Origin of the sequence: Microbacterium sp. SORGH_AS_0862, from assembly GCF_030818795.1 — a bacterium.
Lineage (GTDB): Bacteria > Actinomycetota > Actinomycetes > Actinomycetales > Microbacteriaceae > Microbacterium.
Map to the genome: position 1 here is coordinate 1,996,588 of NZ_JAUTAY010000001.1, position 24,503 is coordinate 2,021,090.

Annotated in this window: 19 protein-coding genes; 11 read left to right on the top strand and 8 right to left on the bottom strand. The window is 70.2% G+C overall.

Features of this window, described 5'->3' with window-relative positions; translation table 11 throughout:
• Window positions 1–15: 15 nt before the first annotated feature.
• The 5 genes from QE377_RS09695 to QE377_RS09715 form a co-directional block, all read right to left on the bottom strand.
• Window positions 16–1,416, bottom strand: coding sequence for an aspartate aminotransferase family protein (locus QE377_RS09695; protein WP_307322392.1), 1,401 nt, complete (start codon window positions 1,414–1,416; stop codon window positions 16–18).
• Window positions 1,417–1,753: 337 nt separating this feature from the next.
• Window positions 1,754–4,054: a glycoside hydrolase family 3 N-terminal domain-containing protein gene (locus tag QE377_RS09700; protein WP_307322394.1), complete on the bottom strand. Its 2,301-nt coding sequence runs from the start codon at window positions 4,052–4,054 to the stop codon at window positions 1,754–1,756.
• Window positions 4,054–4,947 carry a carbohydrate ABC transporter permease gene (locus QE377_RS09705; RefSeq protein WP_307322396.1) on the bottom strand — a complete coding sequence of 298 codons (894 nt, stop codon included), beginning with the start codon at window positions 4,945–4,947 and terminating at the stop codon, window positions 4,054–4,056. Before QE377_RS09705 ends, QE377_RS09700 begins: the two co-directional genes overlap by 1 nt.
• On the bottom strand, window positions 4,944–5,957 hold the full coding sequence (locus QE377_RS09710) for a carbohydrate ABC transporter permease (RefSeq protein WP_307322398.1): 1,014 nt from the start codon (window positions 5,955–5,957) through the stop codon (window positions 4,944–4,946). Before QE377_RS09710 ends, QE377_RS09705 begins: the two co-directional genes overlap by 4 nt.
• 13 nt (window positions 5,958–5,970) lie before the next feature.
• A complete protein-coding gene (locus QE377_RS09715) occupies window positions 5,971–7,257 on the bottom strand; it encodes an extracellular solute-binding protein (protein ID WP_307322401.1) in 1,287 nt (428 codons plus the stop codon).
• Between the two features lie 192 nt (window positions 7,258–7,449).
• Between QE377_RS09715 and QE377_RS09720 the strand changes: the two genes are divergently transcribed.
• Window positions 7,450–8,454, top strand: coding sequence for a LacI family DNA-binding transcriptional regulator (locus QE377_RS09720; RefSeq protein WP_307322403.1), 1,005 nt, complete (start codon window positions 7,450–7,452; stop codon window positions 8,452–8,454).
• Between the two features lie 49 nt (window positions 8,455–8,503).
• Window positions 8,504–10,024 carry a glycoside hydrolase family 43 protein gene (locus QE377_RS09725; protein WP_307322405.1) on the top strand — a complete coding sequence of 507 codons (1,521 nt, stop codon included), beginning with the start codon at window positions 8,504–8,506 and terminating at the stop codon, window positions 10,022–10,024.
• On the opposite strand, the gene QE377_RS09730 is transcribed toward QE377_RS09725, so the two are convergent.
• A complete protein-coding gene (locus QE377_RS09730; protein WP_307322408.1) occupies window positions 10,011–11,168 on the bottom strand; it encodes an ROK family protein in 1,158 nt (385 codons plus the stop codon). The two genes, QE377_RS09725 and QE377_RS09730, sit on opposite strands and share 14 nt — an antisense overlap.
• Before the next feature lie 60 nt (window positions 11,169–11,228).
• Between QE377_RS09730 and xylA the strand changes: the two genes are divergently transcribed.
• The 7 genes from xylA (at window position 11,229) to treZ (ending at window position 21,703) form a co-directional block, all read left to right on the top strand.
• A complete protein-coding gene (gene xylA / locus QE377_RS09735) occupies window positions 11,229–12,419 on the top strand; it encodes a xylose isomerase (RefSeq protein ID WP_307322411.1) in 1,191 nt (396 codons plus the stop codon).
• Between the two features lie 194 nt (window positions 12,420–12,613).
• Window positions 12,614–13,915, top strand: coding sequence for a xylulokinase (gene xylB / locus QE377_RS09740; RefSeq protein ID WP_307322413.1), 1,302 nt, complete (start codon window positions 12,614–12,616; stop codon window positions 13,913–13,915).
• A gap of 79 nt (window positions 13,916–13,994) precedes the next feature.
• On the top strand, window positions 13,995–14,690 hold the full coding sequence (locus tag QE377_RS09745; protein WP_307322416.1) for a GTP pyrophosphokinase family protein: 696 nt from the start codon (window positions 13,995–13,997) through the stop codon (window positions 14,688–14,690).
• 26 nt (window positions 14,691–14,716) lie between these two features.
• A complete protein-coding gene (locus tag QE377_RS09750) occupies window positions 14,717–15,196 on the top strand; it encodes a glutaminase (protein WP_307322419.1) in 480 nt (159 codons plus the stop codon).
• 157 nt (window positions 15,197–15,353) lie between these two features.
• Entirely contained in the window at window positions 15,354–17,567 is a 2,214-nt protein-coding gene (gene glgX, locus QE377_RS09755) for a glycogen debranching protein GlgX (protein ID WP_307322422.1), read from the top strand.
• 12 nt (window positions 17,568–17,579) lie between these two features.
• Window positions 17,580–19,928: a malto-oligosyltrehalose synthase gene (gene treY / locus QE377_RS09760; protein WP_307322426.1), complete on the top strand. Its 2,349-nt coding sequence runs from the start codon at window positions 17,580–17,582 to the stop codon at window positions 19,926–19,928.
• Window positions 19,929–19,957: 29 nt separating this feature from the next.
• The gene (gene treZ, locus QE377_RS09765; protein ID WP_307325934.1) at window positions 19,958–21,703 is read left to right on the top strand and encodes a malto-oligosyltrehalose trehalohydrolase; all 1,746 of its coding nucleotides are present in this window, start codon (window positions 19,958–19,960) and stop codon (window positions 21,701–21,703) included.
• Between the two features lie 42 nt (window positions 21,704–21,745).
• Here the strand turns inward: treZ and QE377_RS09770 are convergent, their stop codons facing one another.
• A complete protein-coding gene (locus QE377_RS09770; RefSeq protein ID WP_307322429.1) occupies window positions 21,746–21,985 on the bottom strand; it encodes a DUF1349 domain-containing protein in 240 nt (79 codons plus the stop codon).
• On the bottom strand, window positions 21,982–22,344 hold the full coding sequence (locus tag QE377_RS09775) for a DUF1349 domain-containing protein (RefSeq protein ID WP_307322432.1): 363 nt from the start codon (window positions 22,342–22,344) through the stop codon (window positions 21,982–21,984). Before QE377_RS09775 ends, QE377_RS09770 begins: the two co-directional genes overlap by 4 nt.
• Before the next feature lie 235 nt (window positions 22,345–22,579).
• Here QE377_RS09775 and QE377_RS09780 point away from each other — a divergent pair, with 235 nt between their 5' ends.
• Complete coding sequence (locus tag QE377_RS09780; RefSeq protein WP_307322435.1) at window positions 22,580–23,623, top strand: isopenicillin N synthase family oxygenase; 1,044 nt, start codon at window positions 22,580–22,582, stop codon at window positions 23,621–23,623.
• A gap of 85 nt (window positions 23,624–23,708) precedes the next feature.
• A complete protein-coding gene (locus QE377_RS09785) occupies window positions 23,709–24,500 on the top strand; it encodes a tryptophan-rich sensory protein (protein ID WP_307322438.1) in 792 nt (263 codons plus the stop codon).
• The last annotated feature ends 3 nt before the right edge of the window (window positions 24,501–24,503 follow it).

A 24,503-nucleotide genomic window follows, 5' to 3' on the forward strand; every position in this document is an offset into this window, starting at 1 on the left:
GTGTCCGACAGTGTGTCAGAGGCGCTGCCAGGCCTCGGTGAGCACACCGCGCAGGATCTGCTCGATCTCGTCGAACTCCGCCGGCCCGATCGTGAGCGGCGGCGCGAGCTGGATCACGGGATCCCCGCGGTCGTCCGCGCGGCAGTAGAGTCCTGCGTCGTACAGCGCCTTGGAGAGGAACCCTCGGAGAAGTCGCTCCGACTCCGCTTCATCGAAAGTCTCTTTCGTCGCCTTATCCTTGACGAGTTCGATACCGAAGAAGTACCCGGCGCCGCGGACGTCTCCCACGATCGGCAGATCGGTCAGCCGTTCGAGGGCGGCGCGGAAGAGGGGCGAGTTCTCGCGGACGTGCGCGTTGAGCTGCTCCTCCTCGAAGATGTCGAGGTTCTCGAGCGCGACCGCGGCCGAGACCGGATGCCCCGCGAACGTGTATCCGTGCGCGAAGCTCGTCGTTCCCGTGGCGAACGGCTCGTAGACGCGGTCGCTGACGATCGTGCCCCCGAGGGGGGAGTATCCGCTCGTGACCGCTTTCGCGAAGGTGATCATGTCCGGCTGGTAGCCGAAGGCGTCGGCGGCGAAGTACTCTCCGACACGGCCGAAGGCGCAGATGACCTCGTCGCTGACGAGCAGGACGTCATGCCTGTCGCAGATCTCCCGCACCCGTGCGAAGTAGCCGGGCGGGGGAGGGAAGCACCCGCCCGAGTTCTGCACCGGCTCGAGGAAGACGGCGGCGACCGTGTCGGGGCCCTCGAAGAGGATCATCTCCTCGATGCGATCCGCCGCCCACCGGCCGAACTCCTCCTCCGAGGTGCCGGAGAAGCCCATCTCCGCGGCGCGGTAGAAGTTGGTGTTCGGCACGCGGAAGCCGCCCGGCGTGAGCGGCTCGAACATCTGCTTCATGCCCGGAAGCCCCGTGATCGCGAGCGCCCCCTGCGGGGTGCCGTGATACGCGATGGCGCGGGAGATGACCTTGTGCTTGCCGGGCTTGCCGACGAGTTTCCAGTAGTTCTTGGCGAGCTTGAACGCGGTCTCGACCGCCTCGCCGCCGCCCGTGGAGAAGAAGACGTGATTGAGATCTCCCGGGGCGAGATCCGCCAGACGGCCGGCGAGTTCGATCGCGGCGGGATGCGCGTACGACCAGATCGGGAAGAAGGCGAGCTGCTCCGCCTGCCGGGCGGCCGCCTGGGCGAGGCGGCGACGGCCGTGCCCGGCGTTGACGACGAACAGGCCGGCAAGCCCGTCGATGTAGCGGTGCCCCGCCGCATCCCAGATGTGATGCCCCTCGCCGCGGACGATGATCGGGACGCCGTCGGGCGAGTCCATCGTCGACTGCCGGGCGAAGTGCATCCAGAGGTGGTCGCGCGCCTTGCTCTGCAGGTCGGCGATGTCGAAGGACGGTGCGGGCTCAGGAGTCATGTCGGCGCCTTTCGTTGCGCCCGACGATACTCCCGCCCCCGGCCAAACTGTACCCGCCGGACGGTCCCCTCTTCCTCGGCCCGAGTTGCGTCGCATGTGCGCAGATGCGCCACTTCTGCGCGGATGCGACGGTGATTGTCTGTGGCCGTTGCGCAGATGTGTGGCGGATGCGGATGCGGGTGCGGATGCGGGTGCGACGTTCCGGATCGCTGCGCTCGCTCGACGACCGGGGCGGGGCTGCGCTCGCTCAACGACCCGGGTCGCGAAGCCGGAAGGCGCGAAGAGGCCGGCGCGCGATCTGTCCCCCCAGCGCGCGCCGGCCCGTCTCGCTCGGCGCCTACGACGTGATGCTCACCACCGTGAGCCGCTCGTCGCGCGCCGTGATCTCGTGCACCCCGCCCGCAAGAGTGGTGTCGGCGGCCGTCTCGCGCTCGTCGCAGGACGGTCCGACCCAGACCTCGAGGGCGCCGGGCTCCACCACCCGGCGATAGCCGCGGTCGGAGAAGGCGAGCCTCGCGGCGGGGACGACGAACTCGACCGTGGCGCGCTCGCCGGCGGCCAGCGTGACGCGGGCGTAGCCGACGAGCTGTGCGACCGGGCGCGTCACCGAGGCGACGGGGTCATGCGTGTACAGCTGCACCACGTCGACGCCGGAGCGGTCGCCGACGTTCTCGACCACGACGCGCGCCGTGAACCCGTCCGACGTGCTCGCGTCCGGATCCACCTCGAGGTCGCGGTGTGCGAAGCGCGTGTAGGACAGCCCGAAACCGAACGGGCGCACCGGGGTGCTGTCCGCGCTCGTGATCTCGTTCGCCGCGCCCAGCAGCGGATGCAGGTAGCTGTACGGCTGCGCGCCCGCCGATCGCGGCAGCGAGACGGGCAGCCGACCCGACGGCCCCGAATCCCCGGCGAGAAGGGACGCCAAGGCAGTGGCGCCCTCCTCGCCGGGGAAGAATGACTGCAGCACGGCAGCCGGCGCCGTCTCGCCCTCGAGGGCCCAATCGATCGCGTACGGGCGGCCCGACAGCACCACGAGGACCACGGGCGTTCCGGTGGCGACGATGCGCTCGACCAGCTCCCGCTGCACGCCGGGCAGCTCGAGCGACTCCACGTCGTTGCCCTCGCCGACCGTTCCCCGGCCGAAGAGCCCGGCGCGGTCGCCCACCGCGACGATCGCCACCTCTGCGTCGCGCGCGGCGTCGATCGCCTCGGTGAAGCCGGTGCGGTCCTCGCCTTCGACGGGGCAGCCCTCTGCGACATCGAAGGACGCCCCGGGGTAGCGCGCGACCAGCGCCTCGCGCAGCGAGGGGATCTCGAACCCCATCGGAACACCAGGATGGTGCGCCAGCACGTGGTTGGCGAAGGAGTAGCAGCCCATCAGCGCCGAGGCCGCATCCGCGTTCGGTCCGATCAGGGCGATGCGCGACGGCTCGGCGAGCGGCAGGACGCCGTCGTTGGAGAGCAGCACGATCGACTCGTCGGCCAGGCGGCGTGCGAGCGCACGGTGGCGAGGGGTATCGAGGTCGACGGATGCGGGTGCCGGCTCCTCGAAGGTGGCATCGAGCAGGCCGAGCTCCTCCTTCTGGGTGAGAACGCGCAGCACCGCCCGATCGACGTCCTCGATCGGGACCAGGCCGTCGCGGACGCGCTGGGCGAGAGGTGCCGTGTATGCGTCCCCGGTGGGCAGCTCCACGTCGATGCCCGCCGCGAGTGCGAGCGCCGCCGCCTCGCCGCGGTCCGCGGCGATCTTGTGCATCGTCTCCAGGAACGCCACGGAGAAGTAGTCCGAGACCACGACGCCGTCGAAGCCCCACTCCTCGCGCAGCAGCCCCGTCAGCAGTTCGCCGGATGCGGCCACCGGGACGCCGTCGATGTCGGCGTACGAGTTCATGACGCTGCGGGCGCCGCCGTCGCGCACGGCCATCTCGAACGGCGGCAGGAAGATGTCTTGCAGCTCGCGGCGCCCGGCGTGCACGGGGGCGTGGTTACGGCCCGCCTGTGAGGCGGAGTAGGCCGCGAAGTGCTTGAGGGTCGCGTGCACGCCCGCATCCTGCAGCCCGCGCACGTACGCGGTGCCGACGGTGCCGACGAGGTAAGGATCCTCGCCGATGCACTCGTCGACGCGGCCCCAGCGCGGGTCGCGGATGACGTCGAGCACCGGCGCGAGGCCCTGGTGGATACCGAGTTCGCGCATCGACTCGCCGATCGCCTCGCCGACCTTGGCCACGAGCTGCGGATCGAACGCCGCGCCCCACGCGAGCGGGGTGGGGAACGTCGCCGCCTTCCACGCGGCCAGGCCCGTGAGGCATTCCTCGTGCACGATCGCGGGGATGCCCAGACGCGTCTGCTCCCGCAGCCGGCGCTGCTCGGACCACAACCATTCGGCGCGCTCGACCGGGTCGACCGGACGTGTGCCGTAGACGCGGGTGAGGTGGCCGATGCCGTGCACCGACGCATCCGCGTACCGGGTGGAGCCGGCCATCTCGCCCGCCATCGGCGCCACGACCTCGTCGCCCTGGTCGATCCAGAATCCGACGAGCTGCGCGAGCTTCTCGTCGAGAGTCATGCGTCCGAGCAGATCGACGACGCGCGAGCTGGGGGCGGCGGCGGACACGGCCGCATCCTGTTCGAGCGACATCAGCCCTTCACCGCCCCGGTCAGACCGCCGACGATACGACGCTCGAAGAGGCTGAAGAACACGAGGGCGGGGATCATCGACAGCGAGGTGAAGGCGAGCACCTTGGCCGTGTCGACCGAATACTGCGACGCGAACGCCTGCGTGCCCAGCGGCAGCGTGAAGGACGCCTCGTTGTTGAGGATGAACAGCGGGAGCATGTAGGAGTTCCAACTCTGGACGAAGACGAGGATGCCGACGGTGATGATGCCGGGCACCGCGAGGGGGACGACCATGCGCCAGAAGAAGCCGAGGCGCGAGCATCCGTCGATGGATGCGGCCTCCTGGAGCTCATGGGGGATCGCGGCGAGGAAGGGCACGAGGATGATGATCGTCATCGGCAGGCCGAAGGCGATCTGCGGCACGATGACGCCCGCGAGCGAGTTCATGAGTCCGAGGTCGCGCACCAGGATGTACAGGGGCGTGATCGCGACCGTCATCGGGAACATCAGCCCTGCGGTGAACAGCGCGTAGAACGCACCGCGTCCGCGGAAGTTGTACCGTGCGAGCGCGAAGGCAGCCATGAGCCCCAGGACCACCACGAACAGTGTCGTGGCGACCGCGGCGATGAGCGAGTTGCCCACCTGGCGCCAGAAGACGCCGCTGGCCAGCACGTTGACGTAGTTCTCCCAGTTCCACGTCGTCGGAAGACCGGACGGGTCGAGGGTGATCTCGGAGTTCGTGCGGAAGCCGCCGAAGATGATGTACGCGACGGGCGCCAGCATCAGGGCGACGAGCACCAGGGCGATGAAGTAGACGGCGAGGTTGGACGACTTCCGCTGGCTGGGAAGGCCGCTCGAGTGTCGGCGGGGCGGGGTGCGACGGCCCGGCGTGACGACGGCAGCGGTGGCGGTCATCGGGCACCTCCCGTGATGGCGCCGGCGGTGTCGCGGCGCAGGACGAAGCGCTGGTAGAGCAGTGCGACCGCCAGCGAGATGAGGAACATGACGACCGCGACCGCGCTGCCGTAGCCGTAGCTGCCGGCGTTGCGCCCGTTGGCGACCATGTAGGTGGCCATGGTGGAGGTGCCCGCCGTCGAGGCGACGTACTGACCCCACACGATCCACACGAGATCGAACAGCTGGAGCGATCCGATCACCGAGAGGAAGGCCCAGATGCGGATCGTCGGCCCCATGAGCGGCAGCACGATGTGGCGTTGGATCTGCCAGTACGACGCGCCGTCGATCGCGGCCGCCTCCGACAGCTCCTCCGGGATGCCCTGGAGGCCGGCGAGGAAGAGGATGACGGCGAAGCCGACGTACTTCCACGTGATGATGACCATGAGGGTCCAGATCGCGAGCGAGGGATTCGAGATCCAGTCGTTCGCGAGCCACCCGAGGCCGATCTTCTCGAGCAGCCCGTTCAGCGCGCCGTTCGACTGCAGCAGCAGGCCCCAGCCGAGGCCGACGACGACCTCGGAGATGACGTACGGCACGAAGATGAGCACGCGGATGAGGGACTGGAACCGCATCTTGCGGTTCAGCAGCAGTGCGAGCCCCAGAGCGAGCGGGCCCTGCATCACGAGCGACATGACGACGATGAAGCCGTTGTGGCCCAAGGCCTCGTGGAAGGCCGGGTCGGTGAGGATCGTGACGTAGTTGCGGATGCCGACGAAGTCGGTGGGGGCGCCATAGCCCGACCAGCTGAAGAAGCCGTAGAACGCCGCCATCGCGACCGGGAGGATCACGAACGAGACGAAGACGATCAGGGCGGGGCCGAGGAGCAGGAGCAGCTCGGCGCGCAGGCGCCACCTGCCCCCGCGCCGGCGGGGCCGGGTGGGCGATGCCGCGGATGCGGCACCGCCCACCGGCGGAAGGCTGTCCGCCGCGTCAGCGACGGTACTCGCGTGTTCGCGAACGGAAGCCATCGTCATCGACCTCTCAGGACTTCGCGGCCGCGGCGTTGACGGCGTCGACGATGCCCTGCGGCGTGCCCTTGCCCGCGAACAGGTCGACGACGGCGACGTTGAGCGCGTTGCCCACGTTCTGGCCGTACAGGGTGTCGAGCCACACGACCACGTAGGGGGCGTTGTTGTAGCTCTTGAGGATGTCGACCAGAGCGGGGTCGGTCACGACGCTCTGCGCCTCGGTGGATGCCGGAAGGGTCTGGAACGCCTTCGCGTAGCCCTCCTGGTTCTCCTTCTCGGCGATGAAGTTGAGGAAGTCGACGCACTGCTTGGGGGCGTTGACCCAGCAGCTGAAGCCGTCGACGCCGCCCATCATCGCGCCGGCCTCGCCCTTGCCGCCCGAGACCTCGGGGAAGGGGAACCACTTGAGGTCCGCGAGGGGCTCCTCGTTCGGGGTCAGGGAGGCGATCACGCCCGGGTCCCAGGCGCCCATGAGTTCCATCGCGGCCTGGTGGTTGGCCAGCAGACCGGCCGACGAGCCGGCGCCCTGCTGTGCCGTCGTGGTGAGGAAGCCGTCGTTGAAGGGGTTGGTCTTGATGAAGGCCTCGAGGTTCTCGCCCGCCTCCAGCCAGCACGGGTCATCGAAGGAGCGATCGGAGGCCGCCTTGTCGAGGGCATCCTTCGAGCAGGCGCGCAGGGCGAAGTTGTAGTACCAGTGCGCGGCGGGCCATGCGTCCTTCGCGCCGACGGCGATCGGGTCGATCCCGGCCGCGCGCAGCTTCGCGTTGGCCGCTTCGAGCTCGTCGATCGTCGTGGGGGTCTCGGTGACACCGGCCTGGGTGAAGAGGTCGGACGCGTAGTAGATGCCGGAGGGCAGGACGGCGGTCGGAACGCCGTAGTTCTTGCCGTCGATCGCGAAGGCGGACAGCGAGCCGCCCATCGCGTCCTTCGTCGCCTGCGAGAGGCCGTCGGTGAGGTCCATGGCCTGTCCTGCCTTCACGACGTCGGCGAGCTTGCCGCCGCCGCGGGCCATGAAGATGTCAGGCGCGTCGCCGGAGTTGAGGGCGGTCTGGAGCTTGCCGTCCATCTCCTCGTTCTGGATCGACTGGATCTCGATCTTGACGCCGGGGTTGGCCTTCTCGAAGGCGGCGGCCGTGTCGACCCAGTACTGCTTGCCGTCACCCGTGGTCGAGTTGTGCCAGAAGGTCAGCGTGACATCGCCGCCGCTGTCGCCGCCGTCTCCGCCGCCGCTGCAGCCGGCGAGCGCGAGCGCGCTCATGGCCAGTGCAGCAGCACCGACCAGCAACTTCTTGGTTCTCATGTGATCCACCTTTTCTCTTCATCGAGTCGCACCTCGAGGTGCTGCTGTGGGCACGAGCATCCGTGGCGTCGCTGCCTCGACGTGGCGTCGTGCGGGGGCTCGAAGGGTTCCGAGCGGTGTCAGTGTGGCAAGCGCCCGAAAGGGTGTCAAACGTTTTCGAAAACCTTTTCCGGTGGTCTACGCTGAGGCGTCATGGTCCGAAGGGTCACGATCCACGACGTCGCCGCCGCCGCCGGTGTGTCCGTCGCGACCGTCTCGAAAGCCGTCAACGGCCGGTACGGCGTGGCGGAGGAGACGGTGGCGCGCGTGCTGTCGGCGGTCGACGAGCTGGGATACGAGTCGAGCCTCGTCGCCTCGAGCATGCGCTCGCGGCGCACGGGGGTGATCGGCGTCCTCGTCGCCGATTTCGAGCCCTTCTCCGCGGAGGTGCTCAAGGGCGTCGGCAGCGCGCTGGCCGATTCCGGCCACGATGTGCTCGCCTACAGCGGGTCGCATCAGGAGGGGACGGGCTGGGAGCGGCGGTCGTTGAGCCGGCTCAGCGGGACGCTCATCGACGGGGCGATCATGGTGACGCCCACGATCGTGAACGTCACCTCCGACGTGCCGATCGTCGCGGTCGATCCGCACACCGGGCGTGCCGACCTCCCGACCGTCGAATCCGACAGCTTCACCGGCGCGCAGCAGGCGGTTCGCCATCTCGTCGAGCTCGGGCACCGTCGCATCGGCTTCATCGCCGGACGTCCGGATCTGCGCTCCTCCGCCGCGCGAGACGCGGGCTACCGGGTGGCGCTGTCCGAGGTCGGTATCCCGTTCGATCCGAACCTCGTCGGCGTCGGCCGCTATCACGGCGACATCGCTCGCGAGGCCGCCGTGCAGATGCTCTCGTCGCCCCACCGGCCCACGGCGATCTTCGCCGCCAACGATCTCTCCGCACTCTCGATCATCGACGTCGCGCACGAGCTGGGACTCTCGGTGCCGGAGGATCTGTCGGTCATCGGGTTCGACGACGTCCCCGAGGCGGCGCGCGCGGCCCTGCCCCTGTCGACCGTACGCCAGCCGATGCAGCGCCTCGGTGCCGCGGCCGCGACCATGGTCCTCGCCCTCATGAACGGCGAGGAACTGGATGCGACGCACGTCCGCCTCGCCACGCGGCTCGTCCCTCGTGCCACCACCGCCCCGCCGCGCGCGGGGCACTGAGACCACCGCCCCCGCGGGCGGCACCCGACCATCACGCGAAGGAGCATCCATGGGTCGTTACCGCAATCCCGTCCTGCCGGGCTGTCACCCGGATCCCAGCATCTGCCGCTTCGGCGATCGCTACGTGCTGGTGACCTCGAGCTTCGAGTACCTGCCGGGCCTTCCCGTGCATGTCTCTGACGACCTCGTGAACTGGACGCTCGTGGGCCACGCGCTGCATCGGCCGGGGCAGATCGATCTGTCCGGGCTCACCTCGTCCTCCGGCACGTACGCGCCGACGGTGCGCGAGGTGAACGGCAGGCTCGTGGTGGTGTGCACGGTCGTCGGACCCGAGGACGGTGACTGGGCGGGACGGACCGGCCACTTCCTGGTCACGGCCGGCGCTCCGGAGGGCCCGTGGTCCGACCCGGTATGGATCGACGGCGTCGGCGGATTCGACCCGTCGATCACGGTCGACGGTGATCGCGTCTGGCTCTGCGGCACGCGGGAGGCGGTCGAGGGCTACTGGCCCGGCCGCACCGAGGTGTGGGTGGCCGAGCTCGACCTCGCCACGGGTGCGCTGCGCAGCGAGCCGGTGGTGATCTGGACGGGAGCCGCCGTCGGGGCGGTGTGGGCCGAGGGGCCGCACCTGCTGCCGCATCCCGATGGCGGATGGATGCTGCTGGTCGCCGAGGGCGGCACCGACCTCGAACACGCGGTCTGCGTCGCGTACGCCGATCGCATCGAGGGGCCGTACACGGGGGATGCGGGAAATCCCCGCCTTTCGCATCGCGATCTCGGACCCGTGGCGCCGATCGTCGCCGTGGGGCACGCCGACCTGGTGGACGACGTCGAAGGGCGCAGCTGGGCGACGGTGCTGGCGCTGCACCCCGTCGACGGGCGACGGGGGATCCTCGGCCGGCGGACGTCGCTCGTGCCGGTCGGGTGGGTCGACGGCCGTCCGCTCTTCGCGCCGGGCGTCGGGCGGGTCGAGCAGACGGTGACGGCGGAGGGCGTCCCCGATCAGCGGCCGCGGCCGACGCGCGTCGTGGAGCACTTCACGGCCGAGCGCCTCGATCTCGAGTGGAACGGCGCCGGTCGCCTGCCGGAGGAGATCGCGACCTGGGGTGCCGAGGGTCTGCTGCTGCCCGGGGGAGCCGAGCCGTCGGAGACGGCGGGTGTCTCGTTCCTGGGCCGGCGACTGCCCGACGAGATCAGCGAGGCGTCGCTGCGTCTGCGGATCACTCCGGCAGGCGACGGGTTCCGCGCGGGGGTGCTGCTGCGGGTCTCCGATGCTCAGCAGCTGGAGTTGTCGGTGACCGGTGCGGGTGAGGCGATCGCGGTGCTCGCCGGAGCCGAGGTCGGACGCTTGCCGCTCGGACGCGACGCCCTCGGTGACGAATTCGAGCTCACGCTCCGCATCCGGAACCTCACGGCGCGGCTCTTCGTGGGCGAGGAGGAGGTGGCCTTCTGCGAGCTCGATGTCCTGGCGCCCCGGCCGCCGCGGGGGTTCATCGGCGCCTGGGTGGGTCCGGTGTCGGTCGGATCGGGTGAGGCGCGCATCACGCGCTTCACGCTCAGCGCGGGCTGAACTCCGAGGGATCGGCGAGGAGGTCGGCGAAGGCGAGTTCGCCGGCCCCGATCAGCAGACGGTCCTCGGCGAGCGAGGCGAGGCGAAGCTCGAGGGTCTCGGCGCACGCGGGCATCGACTGGGCGCGCACCGTGTCGCCGAGTGTGCCCAGGTCGCTCGCGCACAGCGCGGCCAGGAACCCGCCGAGCACGACCACGCTCGGGTTGAGGACGTTCACCGCGTTCGCCAGTGCTGTCGCGAGGATCCGCTGCTGCCGTTCGATCTCGGCGCGGGCGTCTCCGGATGCGGCGGCGACCGCATCCGTGAGCTGCGCGTCATCGGCATCCGCGAGTCCGAGGGCGGCCAGCAGGAGCGAGCGGTTGACCTCGTCCTCCAGGACGCCGCCGGGCACGCGGCGGTCCGCCGCATCCTCGATTCCGGGGCGGTTCTGCCCGAACTCGCCCGCGTAGCCGCCGGTTCCGGCCAGCGGATTGCCGGCGACGATCACGCCGCCGCCGATGCCGCTCGCGCCGCCGTTGAGGTAGACGACGTCGGCCGCGCCGCGGGCGGCGCCGAACAGGTGCTCGGCCAGCACGCCCAGACTGGCGTCGTTGCCGATGGCGGTTTCCAGACCCGTGGCCCGGCGGATGAGATCGGCGAGCGGGACGTCGCGCCACCCGAGGTGCGGGGCGTCGCGCACGAGGCCGTCGCCGGTGCGGACGAGTCCGGGCACGGCGAGTCCGACGCCCACGATGCGGTGATCGGCGAGCTCCGCCTGCCGCCACCGGTCGATGTGCTCGACCACGAGCGCCGCGGTCTCGGCGGGCGTGGGGGCCTCGCGCATCGTCACGCGCACGCGGACGGGGATGGAGAGATCGAGCCCGACCGCGGCGAGGCTGACCGCGTCGACCTCGGGGTTGACCGCGATCGCCACCGTGCGGGACTGCGCGGCGACGATGGGGGAGGGGCGTCCGGCGCGCCTCGCGGGGTCCGGCGCCTTCTCGGCGACGAGCTGCTGCGCCGCGAGTTCGGCGACGAGGGCTGCGACCGTCGAACGGTTCAGTCCCGTCGCCTCGGTGAGGGCGGCGCGCGAGAGGGCGCCCTCGCGGTGCACGAGTCGAAGGATGCGGGAGAGGTTGCGCTGCCGCATGCCGATGGCGTCCATGGCTCCAGTGTAGTAAGTTGCGAATAACAACATATCCGCCTCGCATCGCGAAGGAGCGTCATGCCCGCCCCCACTCCCGCCGACAAGTTCTCGTTCGGTCTCTGGACCATCGGATACAACGGCACCGACCCGTTCGGCGGACCGACCCGTCCGGCCCTCGACGTCGTCCACGCCGTCGAGAAGCTCGCAGAGCTCGGCGCCTACGGCCTCACCTTCCACGACGACGACCTGTTCGCCTTCGGCTCCACGGACGCCGAGCGTCAGAAGCAGATCGATCGCCTCAAGGGCGCTCTCGCCGACACCGGCCTGATCATCCCGATGGTCACCACGAACCTCTTCTCGGCCCCCGTCTTCAAGGACGGCGGCTTCACCGCCAACGACCGCGACGTGCGCCGCTACGCGCTGCGCAAGGTGTTCCGCCAGCTCGACCTGGGCGCGGAGCTCGGCGCCAAGACCTTCGTCATGTGGGGCGGCCGTGAGGGCGCCGAGTACGACAGCGCGAAGGACGTCCGCGCCGCCCTCGAGCGTTACCGCGAGGCCGTCAACCTCCTCGGCGACTACGTCACCGACAAGGGCTACGACATCAAGTTCGCCATCGAACCGAAGCCGAACGAGCCCCGCGGCGACATCCTGCTGCCGACGCTCGGCCATGCGATCGCCTTCATCGACTCGCTCGAGCGCCCCGAGCTCGTGGGCCTGAACCCCGAGGTCGGGCACGAGCAGATGGCGGGGCTCAACTTCGCCGCCGGCATCGCCCAGGCCCTGTACCACGGCAAGCTCTTCCACATCGACCTCAACGGTCAGCGCGGCATCAAGTACGACCAGGACCTCGTGTTCGGACACGGCGACCTGCACAACGCGTTCGCACTCGTCGACCTGCTCGAGAACGGTGGCCCCGGCGGCGTCCCGGCGTACGACGGCCCCCGCCACTTCGATTACAAGCCCAGCCGCACCGAGGACGAGAAGGGCGTGTGGGAATCGGCCGCGGCCAACATGCGCACCTACCTGCTCCTGAAGGAGCGTGCGGCGGCCTTCCGCGCCGACCCCGAGGTGCAGGAGGCGCTCGCCGCCGCCAAGGTCCCCGAGCTGTCGGTTCCGACCCTGAATGAGGGCGAGACCTACGAGCAGTTCCTCGCCGACCGCTCGGCCTACGAGGACTTCGACACCGACGCCTACATGGGCGGCAAGGGTGGCGGCTTCGTGCGCCTGCAGCAGCTCGCGACCGAGCACCTGCTGGGTGCCCGCGGCTGACGCACCCGCGGCTGGCCCGCCGGCGGGTTCGCGCCCGCATCCGGCGCTCCGCCGTGCCCCGTGTCCCACTTCCCGCAGAATTCGACCCCGAAAACTGCGGCAAGTGGGACATGGGTGCGCTGTGGATGCGGGAGGCGCCCTCTGAAGAAGCAGACGTCCATCGGAAGGGCGTCCCTGAGCAAGAAGGAGCAGCGATGACGCTGGTGTTGGGGGTCGACTCGTCGACCCAGTCGTGCAAGGTCGTCGTGATCGACGCGGAGTCGGGCGCCATCGTGCGCACCGGACGCGCCCCGCATCCCGACGGCACCGAGGTCGACGCCGCCGCCTGGTGGGACGCGCTGCAGTCGGCGATCGCGGATGCGGGTGGCCTCGACGACATCGCCGCGTGGTCCATCGGCGGGCAGCAGCACGGGATGGTCGCGCTCGACGCAGACGGCCGCGTGATACGCCCGGCGCTGCTGTGGAACGACACCCGCTCCGGTGGCGCGGCAGCCCAGCTGACCGCCGAGTTCGGCGCCCCAGCGCTCGCCGAGCGCACGGGTCTCGTTCCGGTCGCCTCCTTCACCATCACGAAGCTGCGGTGGCTCCGTGACAACGAGCCCGACAACGCGGCGCGCGTGGCCGCCGTCGCGCTGCCGCACGACTGGCTCACCTGGCGTCTGCGAGGGTACGGTCCCGCGGGCGAGAGCGCGCTCGGTCCGGTGCTCGACGAGCTCGTGACCGACCGTTCCGATGCCTCAGGAACCGGGTACTGGTCGCCCGAGACGGGCGGCTACGACCGCGAGTTGCTCGTCGCCGCTCTCGGCCACGACGCGCTCCTGCCGCGCGTGCTCGGCCCCGATGAGTGGGTGACGGATGCGGCGGGTCGTCGGGTCGGTCCCGGCGCCGGCGACAACGCGGGCGCCGCCCTCGGCGTCGGCGCGGTGCCGGGCGATGCGATCGTCTCCATCGGCACCTCGGGCACCGTGTTCGCCGTCAGCGCCGAGCGCACGATTGACGCGACCGGCACGGTTGCCGGATTCGCCGACGCCTCCGGCAACTTCCTCCCCATCGTCGTGACCCTCAACGCCGCGCGCGTGCTCGACGCGATCGCGCGGCTGCTCGGGGTCGACCACGCCGAGCTCAGCGCGCTCGCACTGACCGCGCAGCCCGGCGCCGGCGGACTGCGACTCATCCCCTACTTCGAGGGCGAGCGCACCCCCAATCTTCCGGACGCGACCGCATCCCTGGAGGGCATGACGCTCGCCTCGACGACGCGGGAGAACCTCGCCCGCGCGGCGGTGGAGGGGATGCTGTCCGGCCTCGGTGCGGGCCTCGACGCCCTCCGCGGGCTCGGCGTGCCGCTCGAGCGCGTGCTTCTGATCGGCGGGGCCGCCCAGTCCGAGGCGGTGCGCCGCGTGGCGCCCGAGGTCTTCGGGCTGCCGGTCGAGGTTCCCGAGCCGGGGGAGTACGTGGCGCTCGGCGCCGCGCGCCAGGCCGCCGGCACGCTCGGCTGAGATTCCGGACCGACCGGATCCGGCCCATCCGGTCGGTCCTCACAGCGCCCACCGAGCGGGCGCCCGTACGGTCGGAGACATGAAGGTGCCGCTCGAGCAGCAACAGATCATGATGTCCCCGGCTCAGTTGCGCGAGGTGCGTGATGAGCTGCAGCGGTTCCTGCTCGAGTACCGCTTCGGCATGCAGGAGATCGAGACGAAGATCTCGATCCTGCGGGACGAGTTCCTCCACATGCACGAGTACAACCCGATCGAGCACGTCACCAGCCGCTTGAAGTCGCCCGACAGTCTCGTCGACAAGGTGACGCGCAAGGGCATCCCGTCGGACTTCGCCTCGATCCGTGAGCACATCACCGACATCGCCGGCGTGCGCGTCACGTGCAGCTTCACGACCGATGCGTACCGGCTCTTCGATCTGCTGACCCAGCAGGACGACATCACGGTGCGCACGGTGAAGGACTACATCGCCACGCCCAAGGAGAACGGCTACAAGAGCCTGCACGCGATCGTGGAGGTGCCCGTCTTCCTCTCCACCGGCCCCGTGCGGGTTCCCGTCGAAGTGCAGTTCCGCACCATCGCGATGGACTTCTGGGCGAGCCTCGAGCACAAGATCTACTACAAGTACGACCGCCAGGTGCCGATGGGGCTCACCGAGAGCCTGCGCGAGGCGGCCGAGACCGCCGCTGCGCTGGACGAGCGCATGGAACGACTGCACCGCGAGGTGCACGGCGAGCAGGGGCACGTCGCCAGCCCGGCGAACGTCATCCGCGTGTGAGGCTCCGGCGCGATTAGGCTCTGCGCGTGGATGCCGTGGCCGAACTCCTGGATGCGGCCCGTCGCGAGCTGGGCGACGTGCCGCGCGAGGCGCTGGGCGTGTGGCGCAGCCGCCGCATCCTCGGTATCCCGGCGGCCCCGCGCATCGTGCCCGCGGGTTCCGCGTGGCATCTGGGCGTCCTGCTGCTGACGGACGACGCCGTGCTCGCGACGGGCGAGATCGTGCGCGCGCGGGAAGAGGTGCGGCGCGGATTCGCGGCCGAGTCGCAGCGGGAGCGGGCCGCGATCGCCGCGGCCGCCTTCCGGGGCGGATTCGCCGAAGGGCAGAGCGTGCACGTCGGCTGGGAGCCGATCGATCCCGGAGCAGTGGACGCATCATCCTCGCCGCTGCGCCTCGGCGCCGAGGGGCCCCTCGTTCGCTGGAGCGCGGCCGGCGGATTCATGCCGCTTCGCACGTACCTCGCCGAGCGCGTCGCCCTCGCCCGCACGCCGCCCGCGGGAGCCTGATCTCGCCGTCGGATCCGGAGTCCTCGCGGTGGGCCGCGTCAAGCCCTGCGCCAGGCCCACCTTGATGAGCCATGCTCCGATGGTGACCGATGATTCCGCGCCCTCCGCGTCCACTAGGGTGAAATCCCCCTCATCCGAAGCCTCAGGAGGCGACGACGTGCACACCTGGCCCGGATCGGCTTATCCCTTGGGGGCGACGTACGACGGGAACGGTACGAACTTCGCGCTCTTCAGCGAAGGGGCAGAACGCGTCGAGCTCTGCCTGTTCGACGACGACGGCATCGAGACGCGTCTGGACATCATCGAGGTCGATGCGTTCGTCTGGCACGCCTACCTGCCCAACGTCGGCCCGGGGCAGCGGTACGGCTATCGCGTGCACGGTCCGTACGATCCCGCATCGGGCCAGCGGTTCAACCCGAACAAGCTGCTGCTCGACCCGTACGCGAAGGCGGTCGACGGTCAGATCGACTGGGACCAGTCGCTCTTCGGGTACGACTTCGGCGACCCGGATTCCCGCAACGACGACGACTCCGCCGCGCACATGATGAAGGCCGTCGTCATCAACCCCTTCTTCGACTGGGGCGGCGACCGCCAGCCGAAGACGCCCTACTCGGAGACCTTCATCTACGAGGCACACGTGAGGGGCCTCACCCAGCTCCACCCCGGGATCCCCGAGGAGATCCGCGGCACGTACAGCGCGATCGCGCACCCGGTCATCATCGAGCACCTCAAGAAGCTCGGCGTGACTGCCATCGAGCTCATGCCCGTGCACCAGTTCGTCGACGACGACACCCTGCAGCAGAAGGGGCTGTCGAACTACTGGGGCTACAACACCATCGCGTTCCTCGCGCCCCAGAACACGTACTCGTCGACGGGCGAGGGCGGGCAGCAGGTGCAGGAGTTCAAGGGCATGGTGCGGGCGCTGCACGCGGCCGGCATCGAGGTCATCCTCGACGTGGTCTACAACCACACGGCCGAGGGCAACCACCTCGGGCCGACCCTGTCGATGAAGGGCATCGACAACGAGGCCTACTACCGCCTCGAAGCCGACGACAAGCGGTACTACACCGACTACACCGGCACGGGCAACAGCCTCAACGTCGGCAACCCCCACGCGCTGCAGCTGATCATGGATTCGCTGCGCTACTGGGTGCTCGAGATGCACGTCGACGGCTTCCGGTTCGACCTGGCCGCCACCCTCGCACGCGAGTTCTACGAGGTCGACCGTCTCGCCGCCTTCTTCGAGCTCGTGCAGCAGGACCCGATCGTCAGCCAGGTCAAGCTCATCGCCGAGCCGTGGGATGTGGGACCCGGTGGCTACCAGGTGGGCAACTTCCCGCCCCAGTGGACCGAGTGGAACGGCAAGTACCGCGACACGGTGCGCGACTTCTGGCGCGGCGAGCCGGCCACGCTCGGCGAGTTCGCCTCGCGCCTCACCGGATCCGCGGACCTCTACGAGAACTCCGGGCGGCGACCCGTCGCATCCGTCAACTTCGTGACCGCGCACGACGGCTTCACCCTGCGCGACCTCGTCTCGTACAACGAGAAGCACAACGACGCGAACGGCGAGGACGGCAACGACGGCGAATCGCACAATCGCTCGTACAATTTCGGGGTCGAGGGGCCGACCGACGACGTCGAGGTGCTGACGCTGCGCGCCCGCGCCCAGCGCAACTTCATCGCGACGCTGCTGCTGAGCCAGGGCATCCCGATGCTCCTGCACGGCGATGAGCTGGGTCGCACGCAGGGCGGCAACAACAACGGCTACGCGCAGGACAACGAGATCACGTGGGTCGACTGGGAGAACGTCGACCTGCCGCTGATCGAGTTCACCGCGGCGCTGTCCCGTCTCCGCCGTGATCACCCCACGTTCCGTCGCAGCCGGTTCTTCGACGGCCGTCCGGTGCTGCAGGAGGAGGATGCACCCGTCCCCGACATCGTGTGGCTGCGTCCCGACGGCACGCCCATGCGTCCCGAGGACTGGGACTCCGGCTTCGGCCGTGCCGTCGGCGTCTTCCTCAACGGCAACGGCATCCGCGAACGCGACCGCCGCGGCGAGCAGATCATCGACAGCCACTTCATCGTGCTGTTCAACGCCGGCGATGAGCCGGTCGAGTTCACGCTTCCGAACGTCGACTTCTCGCCCGAGTGGGACGTGCTCGTCGACACCGCCGGCAACCGCGCCGACTCGGAACCCGTCCGCCCCGGCGACGTGCTCCCGGTCGAGACGAAGTCGCTCATCGTGCTGCGCGAGCACCACGAGAGCGAGGTCGAACCCGATCACTCGGTCGCCGCATCCCTGACGCAGAACCTCACGGTCCCTGTCGACGAGGTGCCCGGCGCGGCGCCCAAGTCCGAGCTCCCGCACTGACCCGGAGGACGCATGCTGCCCGCTTCGACCTACCGCCTGCAGATCCGTCCGAGCTTCGATCTGGATGCGGCTGCCGCCGTCGTGCCCTACCTCGCCGACCTCGGCGTGGGATGGGTGTACCTGTCGCCGCTGCTGAAGGCGACGACCGGCTCCGATCACGGCTACGACGTCGTCGATCCCTCCCTCGTCGACCCCGCCCGCGGCGGGGGTGAGGCGCTCGACCGGTTCGTCTCCGCCGCCCACGACGCCGGGCTCGGCGTGCTCGTGGACATCGTTCCCAACCACATGGGCGTCTCGATCCCGCGCGAGAACCCGTGGTGGTGGGACTACCTGCGCCTCGGCGAGGCGTCCGTGCGCGCGGACGCGTTCGACGTCGACCGTGCGCTCGACGACGGCCGGGTGCGCCTGCCCATCCTCGGTGCTCCCCTCGCTGAGACGATCGGTGAGATCACCATCGACCCGACGCCCGCTCCGGACGCGCCCGACGGGCTCGTGCGCTACTACGACAACGAGCTGCCGCTCGCGCCGGGCTCGCTCGAAGGCCTCGAGCCCGATGACGTCGCCGCGGTACTCGACAGGCAGCACTACGAGCTGCGCTTCTGGCGCGACGAGGCCGCGCTGCTGAACTACCGGCGCTTCTTCGCGGTGACGACGCTCGCCGCCGTCCGCGTCGAGGACCCGCGCGTCTTCGACGACGCGCACGTCGAGATCCTGCGGTGGGTGCGCGAGGGGCTCGTCGACGGTCTGCGCGTCGACCACCCCGACGGACTGCGGGACCCGGGCGGGTACCTCGCGCGCCTGGCCGAGGTGACGAACGGTCTGCCCGTGTGGGTCGAGAAGATCCTCGAGCACGGTGAAGAGCTGCCGTCGTGGTGGCACACCGCAGGCACGACGGGCTACGACGCCCTCGGCGAGATCGAGCGTGTGCTCGTCGACCCCTCGGGTCGGGCGGGACTCGATGCCCTCGATGCGCAGCTGCGCATCGAGACCGGACTGCCGTCGGCGCCGTCGTGGGGCGAGCTCATCCACGGAACGAAGCGCCGGATCGCCGACACGATCCAGGCATCCGAGGTCGCACGTCTGGTGCGCCTGCTGCCGGGCCCGGTCCCGGGGGCGCGAGACGCCCTGGCCGAACTCCTCGCCCTGTTCCCGACCTACCGCAGCTACCTGCCGGCGGGGCGCGCGTGGCTCGACGAGGCGGCGGAGGCCGCATCCGCCGCCCGCCCGGATCTCGCCGAGGCGATCGCCGCTCTCGTGCCGCTGCTCGCCGACGGCTCGAGCGAGCTTGCGCAGCGCTTCCAGCAGACGACCGGGCCGGTCATGGCGAAGGGGGTCGAAGACACCGCGTTCTATCGGTTCACACGCCTCGGTTCGCTGACCGAGGTCGGGGGAGACCCGTCCGAGTTCTCGCTCGACGTCGCCGGGTTCCACGACGCCCTCGCCCGACGACAGGCCTCGTGGCCGCATTCGCTCACCACGCTGTCGACGCACGACACGAAACGCGGCGAGGACGTACGGGCGCGTCTCGACGTCCTCGCGGAGATCCCCGAGCGGTGGGCGGAGACGCTCGACGCGCTGCGCGAGATCGCGACGACCGGTCACGGACCGTTCGACGCGCTGCTCTGGCAGGCCGTCATCGGTGCCTGGCCCGCGAGCGCCGAGCGGCTCCACGCCTACGCGGAGAAGGCCGCACGCGAGGCCGGCGACGCGACCAGCTGGCTCGACGTGAACGAGGACTTCGAACGGCGGATGCATGCCGTCGTCGACGCCGCTTTCGGTCCGGCGCAACCGCTCGTCGAGTCGTTCGTCGCCGAGATCGCTGCGGCCGGATACTCGAACGGCCTGTCGGCCAAGGTGCTCCAGCTCGCCGGCCCCGGCATCCCCGACGTGTACCAGGGATCCGAGCTGTGGGAGCAGTCGCTCGTCGACCCGGACAACCGCCGCCACGTCGACTTCGCTGCGCGCGCCGAGACGCTCGCGCGGCTGGATGAGGGGCTCGTGCCGCCCGTCGACCAGGGCGCCGCCGCCAAGCTCCTGGTGGTCTCCCGCGCGTTGCGCCTGCGTCGCGACCGCCCTCACCTGTTCACCCGCTACACGCCGGTGACCGTGACCGGCGCCGCCGCCGAGCACGCGGTGGCCTTCGACCGCGGCGGGGCGATCGCGGTCGCGACCCGACTGCCGGTGGGTCTCGCGGCCCGCGGTGGATGGGGCGACGCCACGCTGCTGCATCCCGCCGGCGCCGTGCAGGACGAGCTGACCGGCCGGGTCTTCGACACCGAGCGGATCCCGCTCGCCGAGCTGCTGGCGACCTACCCCGTCGCCCTCCTCGCGCCGGTCGCCCTCGCGGCGCCGCGCGGATGACGACCGAGCCACGAGACGAGGACGAGACGATGATCGAGGTCTGGGCGCCGAAGGCGCGGCGGGTGAGGATGCGGTCGGGGGTCGGGCTCGGCCGCGAGAGCGAGCTGACCGCGGCGGCGGCGGACGGATGGTGGCGGGCTCCGGTCGAACTCGCCGACGGTGAGCGCTACGGATTCGTCCTCGACGACGGCGAACTGCGCCCCGACCCGCGCTCGCGCCGTCAGCCGGATGGTGTGCACGCGGCATCCGCGTGGGTCGACGCCGCCGCGTTCGCGTGGACCGACGCGGCGTGGACCGGCCGACAGCTGGCGGGCGGTCTGATCTACGAGCTGCACCTCGGCACGTTCACGCCGGAGGGGACGCTGGACGCGGCGATCGAGCGGCTGCCGTACCTGGTCGAGCTCGGTGTGAGTCACATCGAGCTGCTGCCGGTGAACGGGTTCAACGGGGTCTGGAACTGGGGCTACGACGGTGTCGCCTGGTACACCGTGCACGAGGCCTACGGGGGCCCTGCGGGCTACGCGCGCTTCGTGGACGCGGCCCACGCCGCGGGCCTCGCCGTCGTGCAGGACGTCGTGTACAACCACCTCGGTCCGTCCGGGAACTATCTTCCGGAGTTCGGTCCGTACCTGCGCGAGGGCACGCGCAACACGTGGGGCGACTCCGTCAACCTCGATGAGCCCGCCGTCCGCGCCTACATCGTCGAGAACGCCCTGATGTGGCTTCGGGATTACCACGTCGACGCGCTGCGACTGGATGCGGTGCACGCGCTGCACGACGAGCGGCCCGTCCACATCCTGCGCGAGATGGCGGAGGCCGTCGACGCGCTCTCGGCGCACGTTGGCCGGCCGCTGACCCTCATCGCGGAGAGCGACATGAACGACCCGACGCTGATCCTGCCGCGCGAGGCCGGCGGCTACGGTCTGGCCGCGCAGTGGAGCGACGACTGGCACCACGCCGTCCATGTCGCGCTCACCGGTGAGGTCAGCGGCTACTACGCGGACTTCGCCGCATCCGACGCGCTCGAGAAGGTGTGGACGCGCGGATTCTTCCACGACGGCACGTACTCGTCGTTCCGCGAGCGCCACCACGGACATCCGATCCCGGCGGAGGTGCCGACCTGGCGTCTCGTGACCTTCGCCCAGGACCACGACCAGATCGGCAACCGCGCCGCGGGTGACCGGCTGAGTGCGACGCTCTCGCCCGATCGTCTGGCGGTCGCGGCCGTGCTGACGCTGACCGCGCCCGGTACGCCCATGCTCTTCATGGGCGAGGAGTGGGGCGCATCGACGCCGTGGCCGTTCTTCACCTCGCATCCGGAGGAGTGGCTCGGTGAGGCGGTGCGGAAGGGACGTGCGGAGGAGTTCGCGAAGACCGACTGGGACGAGGCGGCCGTGCCCGACCCGCAGGATCCGGCGACGTTCCAGAGCGCCAAGCTCGCGTGGGAGGAGGCCGAGACCGGCGAACACGCCCGCATCCTGGCGCTCTACCGAGACCTCGCGCGGCTTCGGCGTGAGCGTCCCGAGCTCACCGACCCCTCGTCGGCGCATCTGTCCGCCGCGATCGAGCGACCGGATGCGGCGCCGTCCGCGCGGCGGTTCGTGCTGGGGCGCGGGCCGCTGCGGATCATCGTCAATCTCGCGGCCGAGCCGTGGGACGTACCCCTCGGCATGGCGGAGGATGTGCTGCTCGCCACCGTCCCGGTCTCTCCCGGGGCGGGGGCCGTGACGGTTCCGGCGGATGCGGCCGTCGTGCTCGGCCCGGCCCTGCCCTGAGCTCGGGTGAGCCTGCCGCCTCCCGTCGAACGGTCCCGGTGGTCAGCGTCCGTCGCGCACGTCCGCGAGCTGTTCGCGAACGAGAGAGATCTGCGAGAACCGTGATGTGGCGGCGGGGCCCATGGGCGCCTGCGACATGAAACCGACCTGCGGGCGCGCCGACGTGTCGAGTCGGAACTGACGCACGAAGCGCCAGAAGACTCCGTCCGTCGAGTAGTGGAAGGCGAACGCGCCGCCGACAAGGCTCGACACCCGCAGCCAGACCGACCCCTCCAGGATCACGGGCCCTTGGCGTCGTCGGAGTAGCGATCCGTCACGACGCTGACGACCATCTCCTCGCCCTGCGGCGAGTACTCGAAGCAGAGTTTCGCCCAGCATGCCTCGTCGACCCACAGGGTGAGCACGGCGGCGTCGAACGTCGTGCGCGGGGCATCCACCGACACCCGGGCGGAAAGCTGGAACGGTTCGTCGATGTCGAAGGAGAGACTGGTCGACGTGTGCGACGCCGGCGCGCCGGTCGCGTCGTTCGTCCAGTCCACCTCCGCGTCGGAGGTGAGCACCAGCACGTCGCCCTCCCGGTGGTGCTGACCCTGGCTGTGGGTCCAGGTCAGAGGCGGCAGCCCCGGCAACTCGACCGTCATGGTGGTGATCCCCCTTCATCGCGAACCCTCCGAATCTACAAGCGCACCGTCCGGCGCTCGTTCGGGCGGGCCGTGCGAGATGTAACGCGGGGGAAACGCGAGCCGTCTAACCTGACGGCAGCGTTCATGTAAACACGCGCCGCGGCCGTCGAAGGCCGCGGTGGGAAACCGTGAAGTGGCTACCTCGATACCCATCGGTCGCCCTTCCGAGGGCGATCCCCACCCAGGAGTCGCCATGACCTTCCACGTCCCCCTCGTCGACATCACCGCGTACGTCACCGACGGCAGCCCCGAGGCGAAAGCCGAGGTCGCGCGCGCGATCGACGACGCCTGCCGCACGGTCGGCTTCATCCAGATCACCGGACACGGCATTCCGGATGCGGTCACCGCAGGCCTGACCGACGCGATGGACCGCTTCTTCGCCCTCGATCTGGAGCAGAAGAAGACCTATCGCACGCCCCCGCAGATCAACCGCGGCTACAGCCCGCCCAAGTCCGAGTCCCTCAGCCTCTCGCTCGGCGTCGAGTCGGCGAACCGGATGAACGACTTCTTCGAGGCGTTCAACGTCGGTGCCGCGCAGGCCGACTATCCCGCATCCCCGGATCTTCCGCAGCCGGAGTACGCCGACAACCTGTGGCCCGACGTCGACGGTTTCGAGATGCAGGTGCGGGCGTACTTCGCCGAGGCGGCGCGCGTGGCACGCACGATGACCTGGATCTTCGCCGACGCGCTGGGGCTGGAGCCCGACTTCTTCGACAGGCGCACCGGTCACTCCCTCGATGTCATGCGGATGAACAACTACGCGCTGCCGCCCGGGACCGACGTGACGCTGGACGGCGACCTCGTCGGCATGGGCGAGCACACCGACTACGGCATCGTCACGATCCTCTGGGCCGACCAGGTGAAGGGGCTCCAGGTGCTCGGCGCCGACGGGTCGTGGAACGACGTCGCGCCCGCCGACGACGCGCTTCTCATCAACCTGGGCGACGTGACGGCGCGCTGGACGAACGAGCGGTGGATGTCGACCCTGCACCGCGTGAAGCCGCCCGTGATCGACGGGACGATCGAGCGTCGCCGATCGGCCGCCTTCTTCCACGACGGCGACGTCGATGCGCTCATCGAGACGCTGCCCTCCTGCGTCGACGCGGAGCACCCGGACCTGTACGAGCCCATCACCGTGGGAGACCACATCCGTGCGAAGCTCGCGGGCTCGCGCGAGGGGAAGGCGAACGAGAAGGCGGAGCGCGAGTCTCAGCGGGTGCTCTCGAGCTACCGCTGAGCGGCCGCGGGACGACCCGCCCCGTCGGCGCGGCCGATCCTGTCAACCCCTGGCGCAAGGTAGCTAGATTATCTAGCTTTGTGGGATGAACGTCGCCAACCCGCGCTCATCCGACCTCACGCGCCAGATCGTCGTCCTGGCCGCGACCGGCTTCATGCTGGTCGCGGCCATGGTCGGCACCGGCCTGTTCGGCGGCACCGCCGTTCAGGACCTGCAGGACGGTGCCCTCGACGCCGACGCGAGCTATCTCGCCCCCGCCAGGCAGGCCTTCTCGATCTGGTCGGCCGTCTACCTGGGGCTCATCGCCTACGGGATCTGGCAGGCGTTGCCGGGTCAGCGGACGAGTGAGCGCCAGCGACGTCTCGGGTGGCTGATCGCCGTCACCGAGGTGCTCAACGGCCTCTGGCTCGTGTCGGCGCAGTTCACCACGCTGCCGCTGACCGTGCTCGTCATCGTGCTGCTACTCGCCGCCCTCGCGATCACCTGGCGCCGGGTCATCATGCAGCCGCGCGAAGGTGCCGTCTCCGCCGTGCTGATCGACGGTGTCACCGGACTGCACCTCGGGTGGGTGACACTCGCGACGGTCGCCAACACGGCGGCGTGGCTCACCCGCATCCTGCCCGCCGGTGCGGAGGATGCGGCGGACGTGTGGGGAATCGTCGTCCTCGTCGTCGTGGCGGCCATCGGATGCGGCATCGCCTGGTTCGGCCGCGTCGCGCCCTCTCTCGCCCTGTGCTGGGGACTGTCCTGGCTCGCCGTGGGCCGTCTCGCCGATCAACCGCACAGCGCGGCGATCGGCACGGCCGCCGTCTGTGCCGCGATGGTCATCGCCCTCGTCACCGTCGTACGCGTCGCGCAGCGGTTGCGCCGCCGCTGAGCC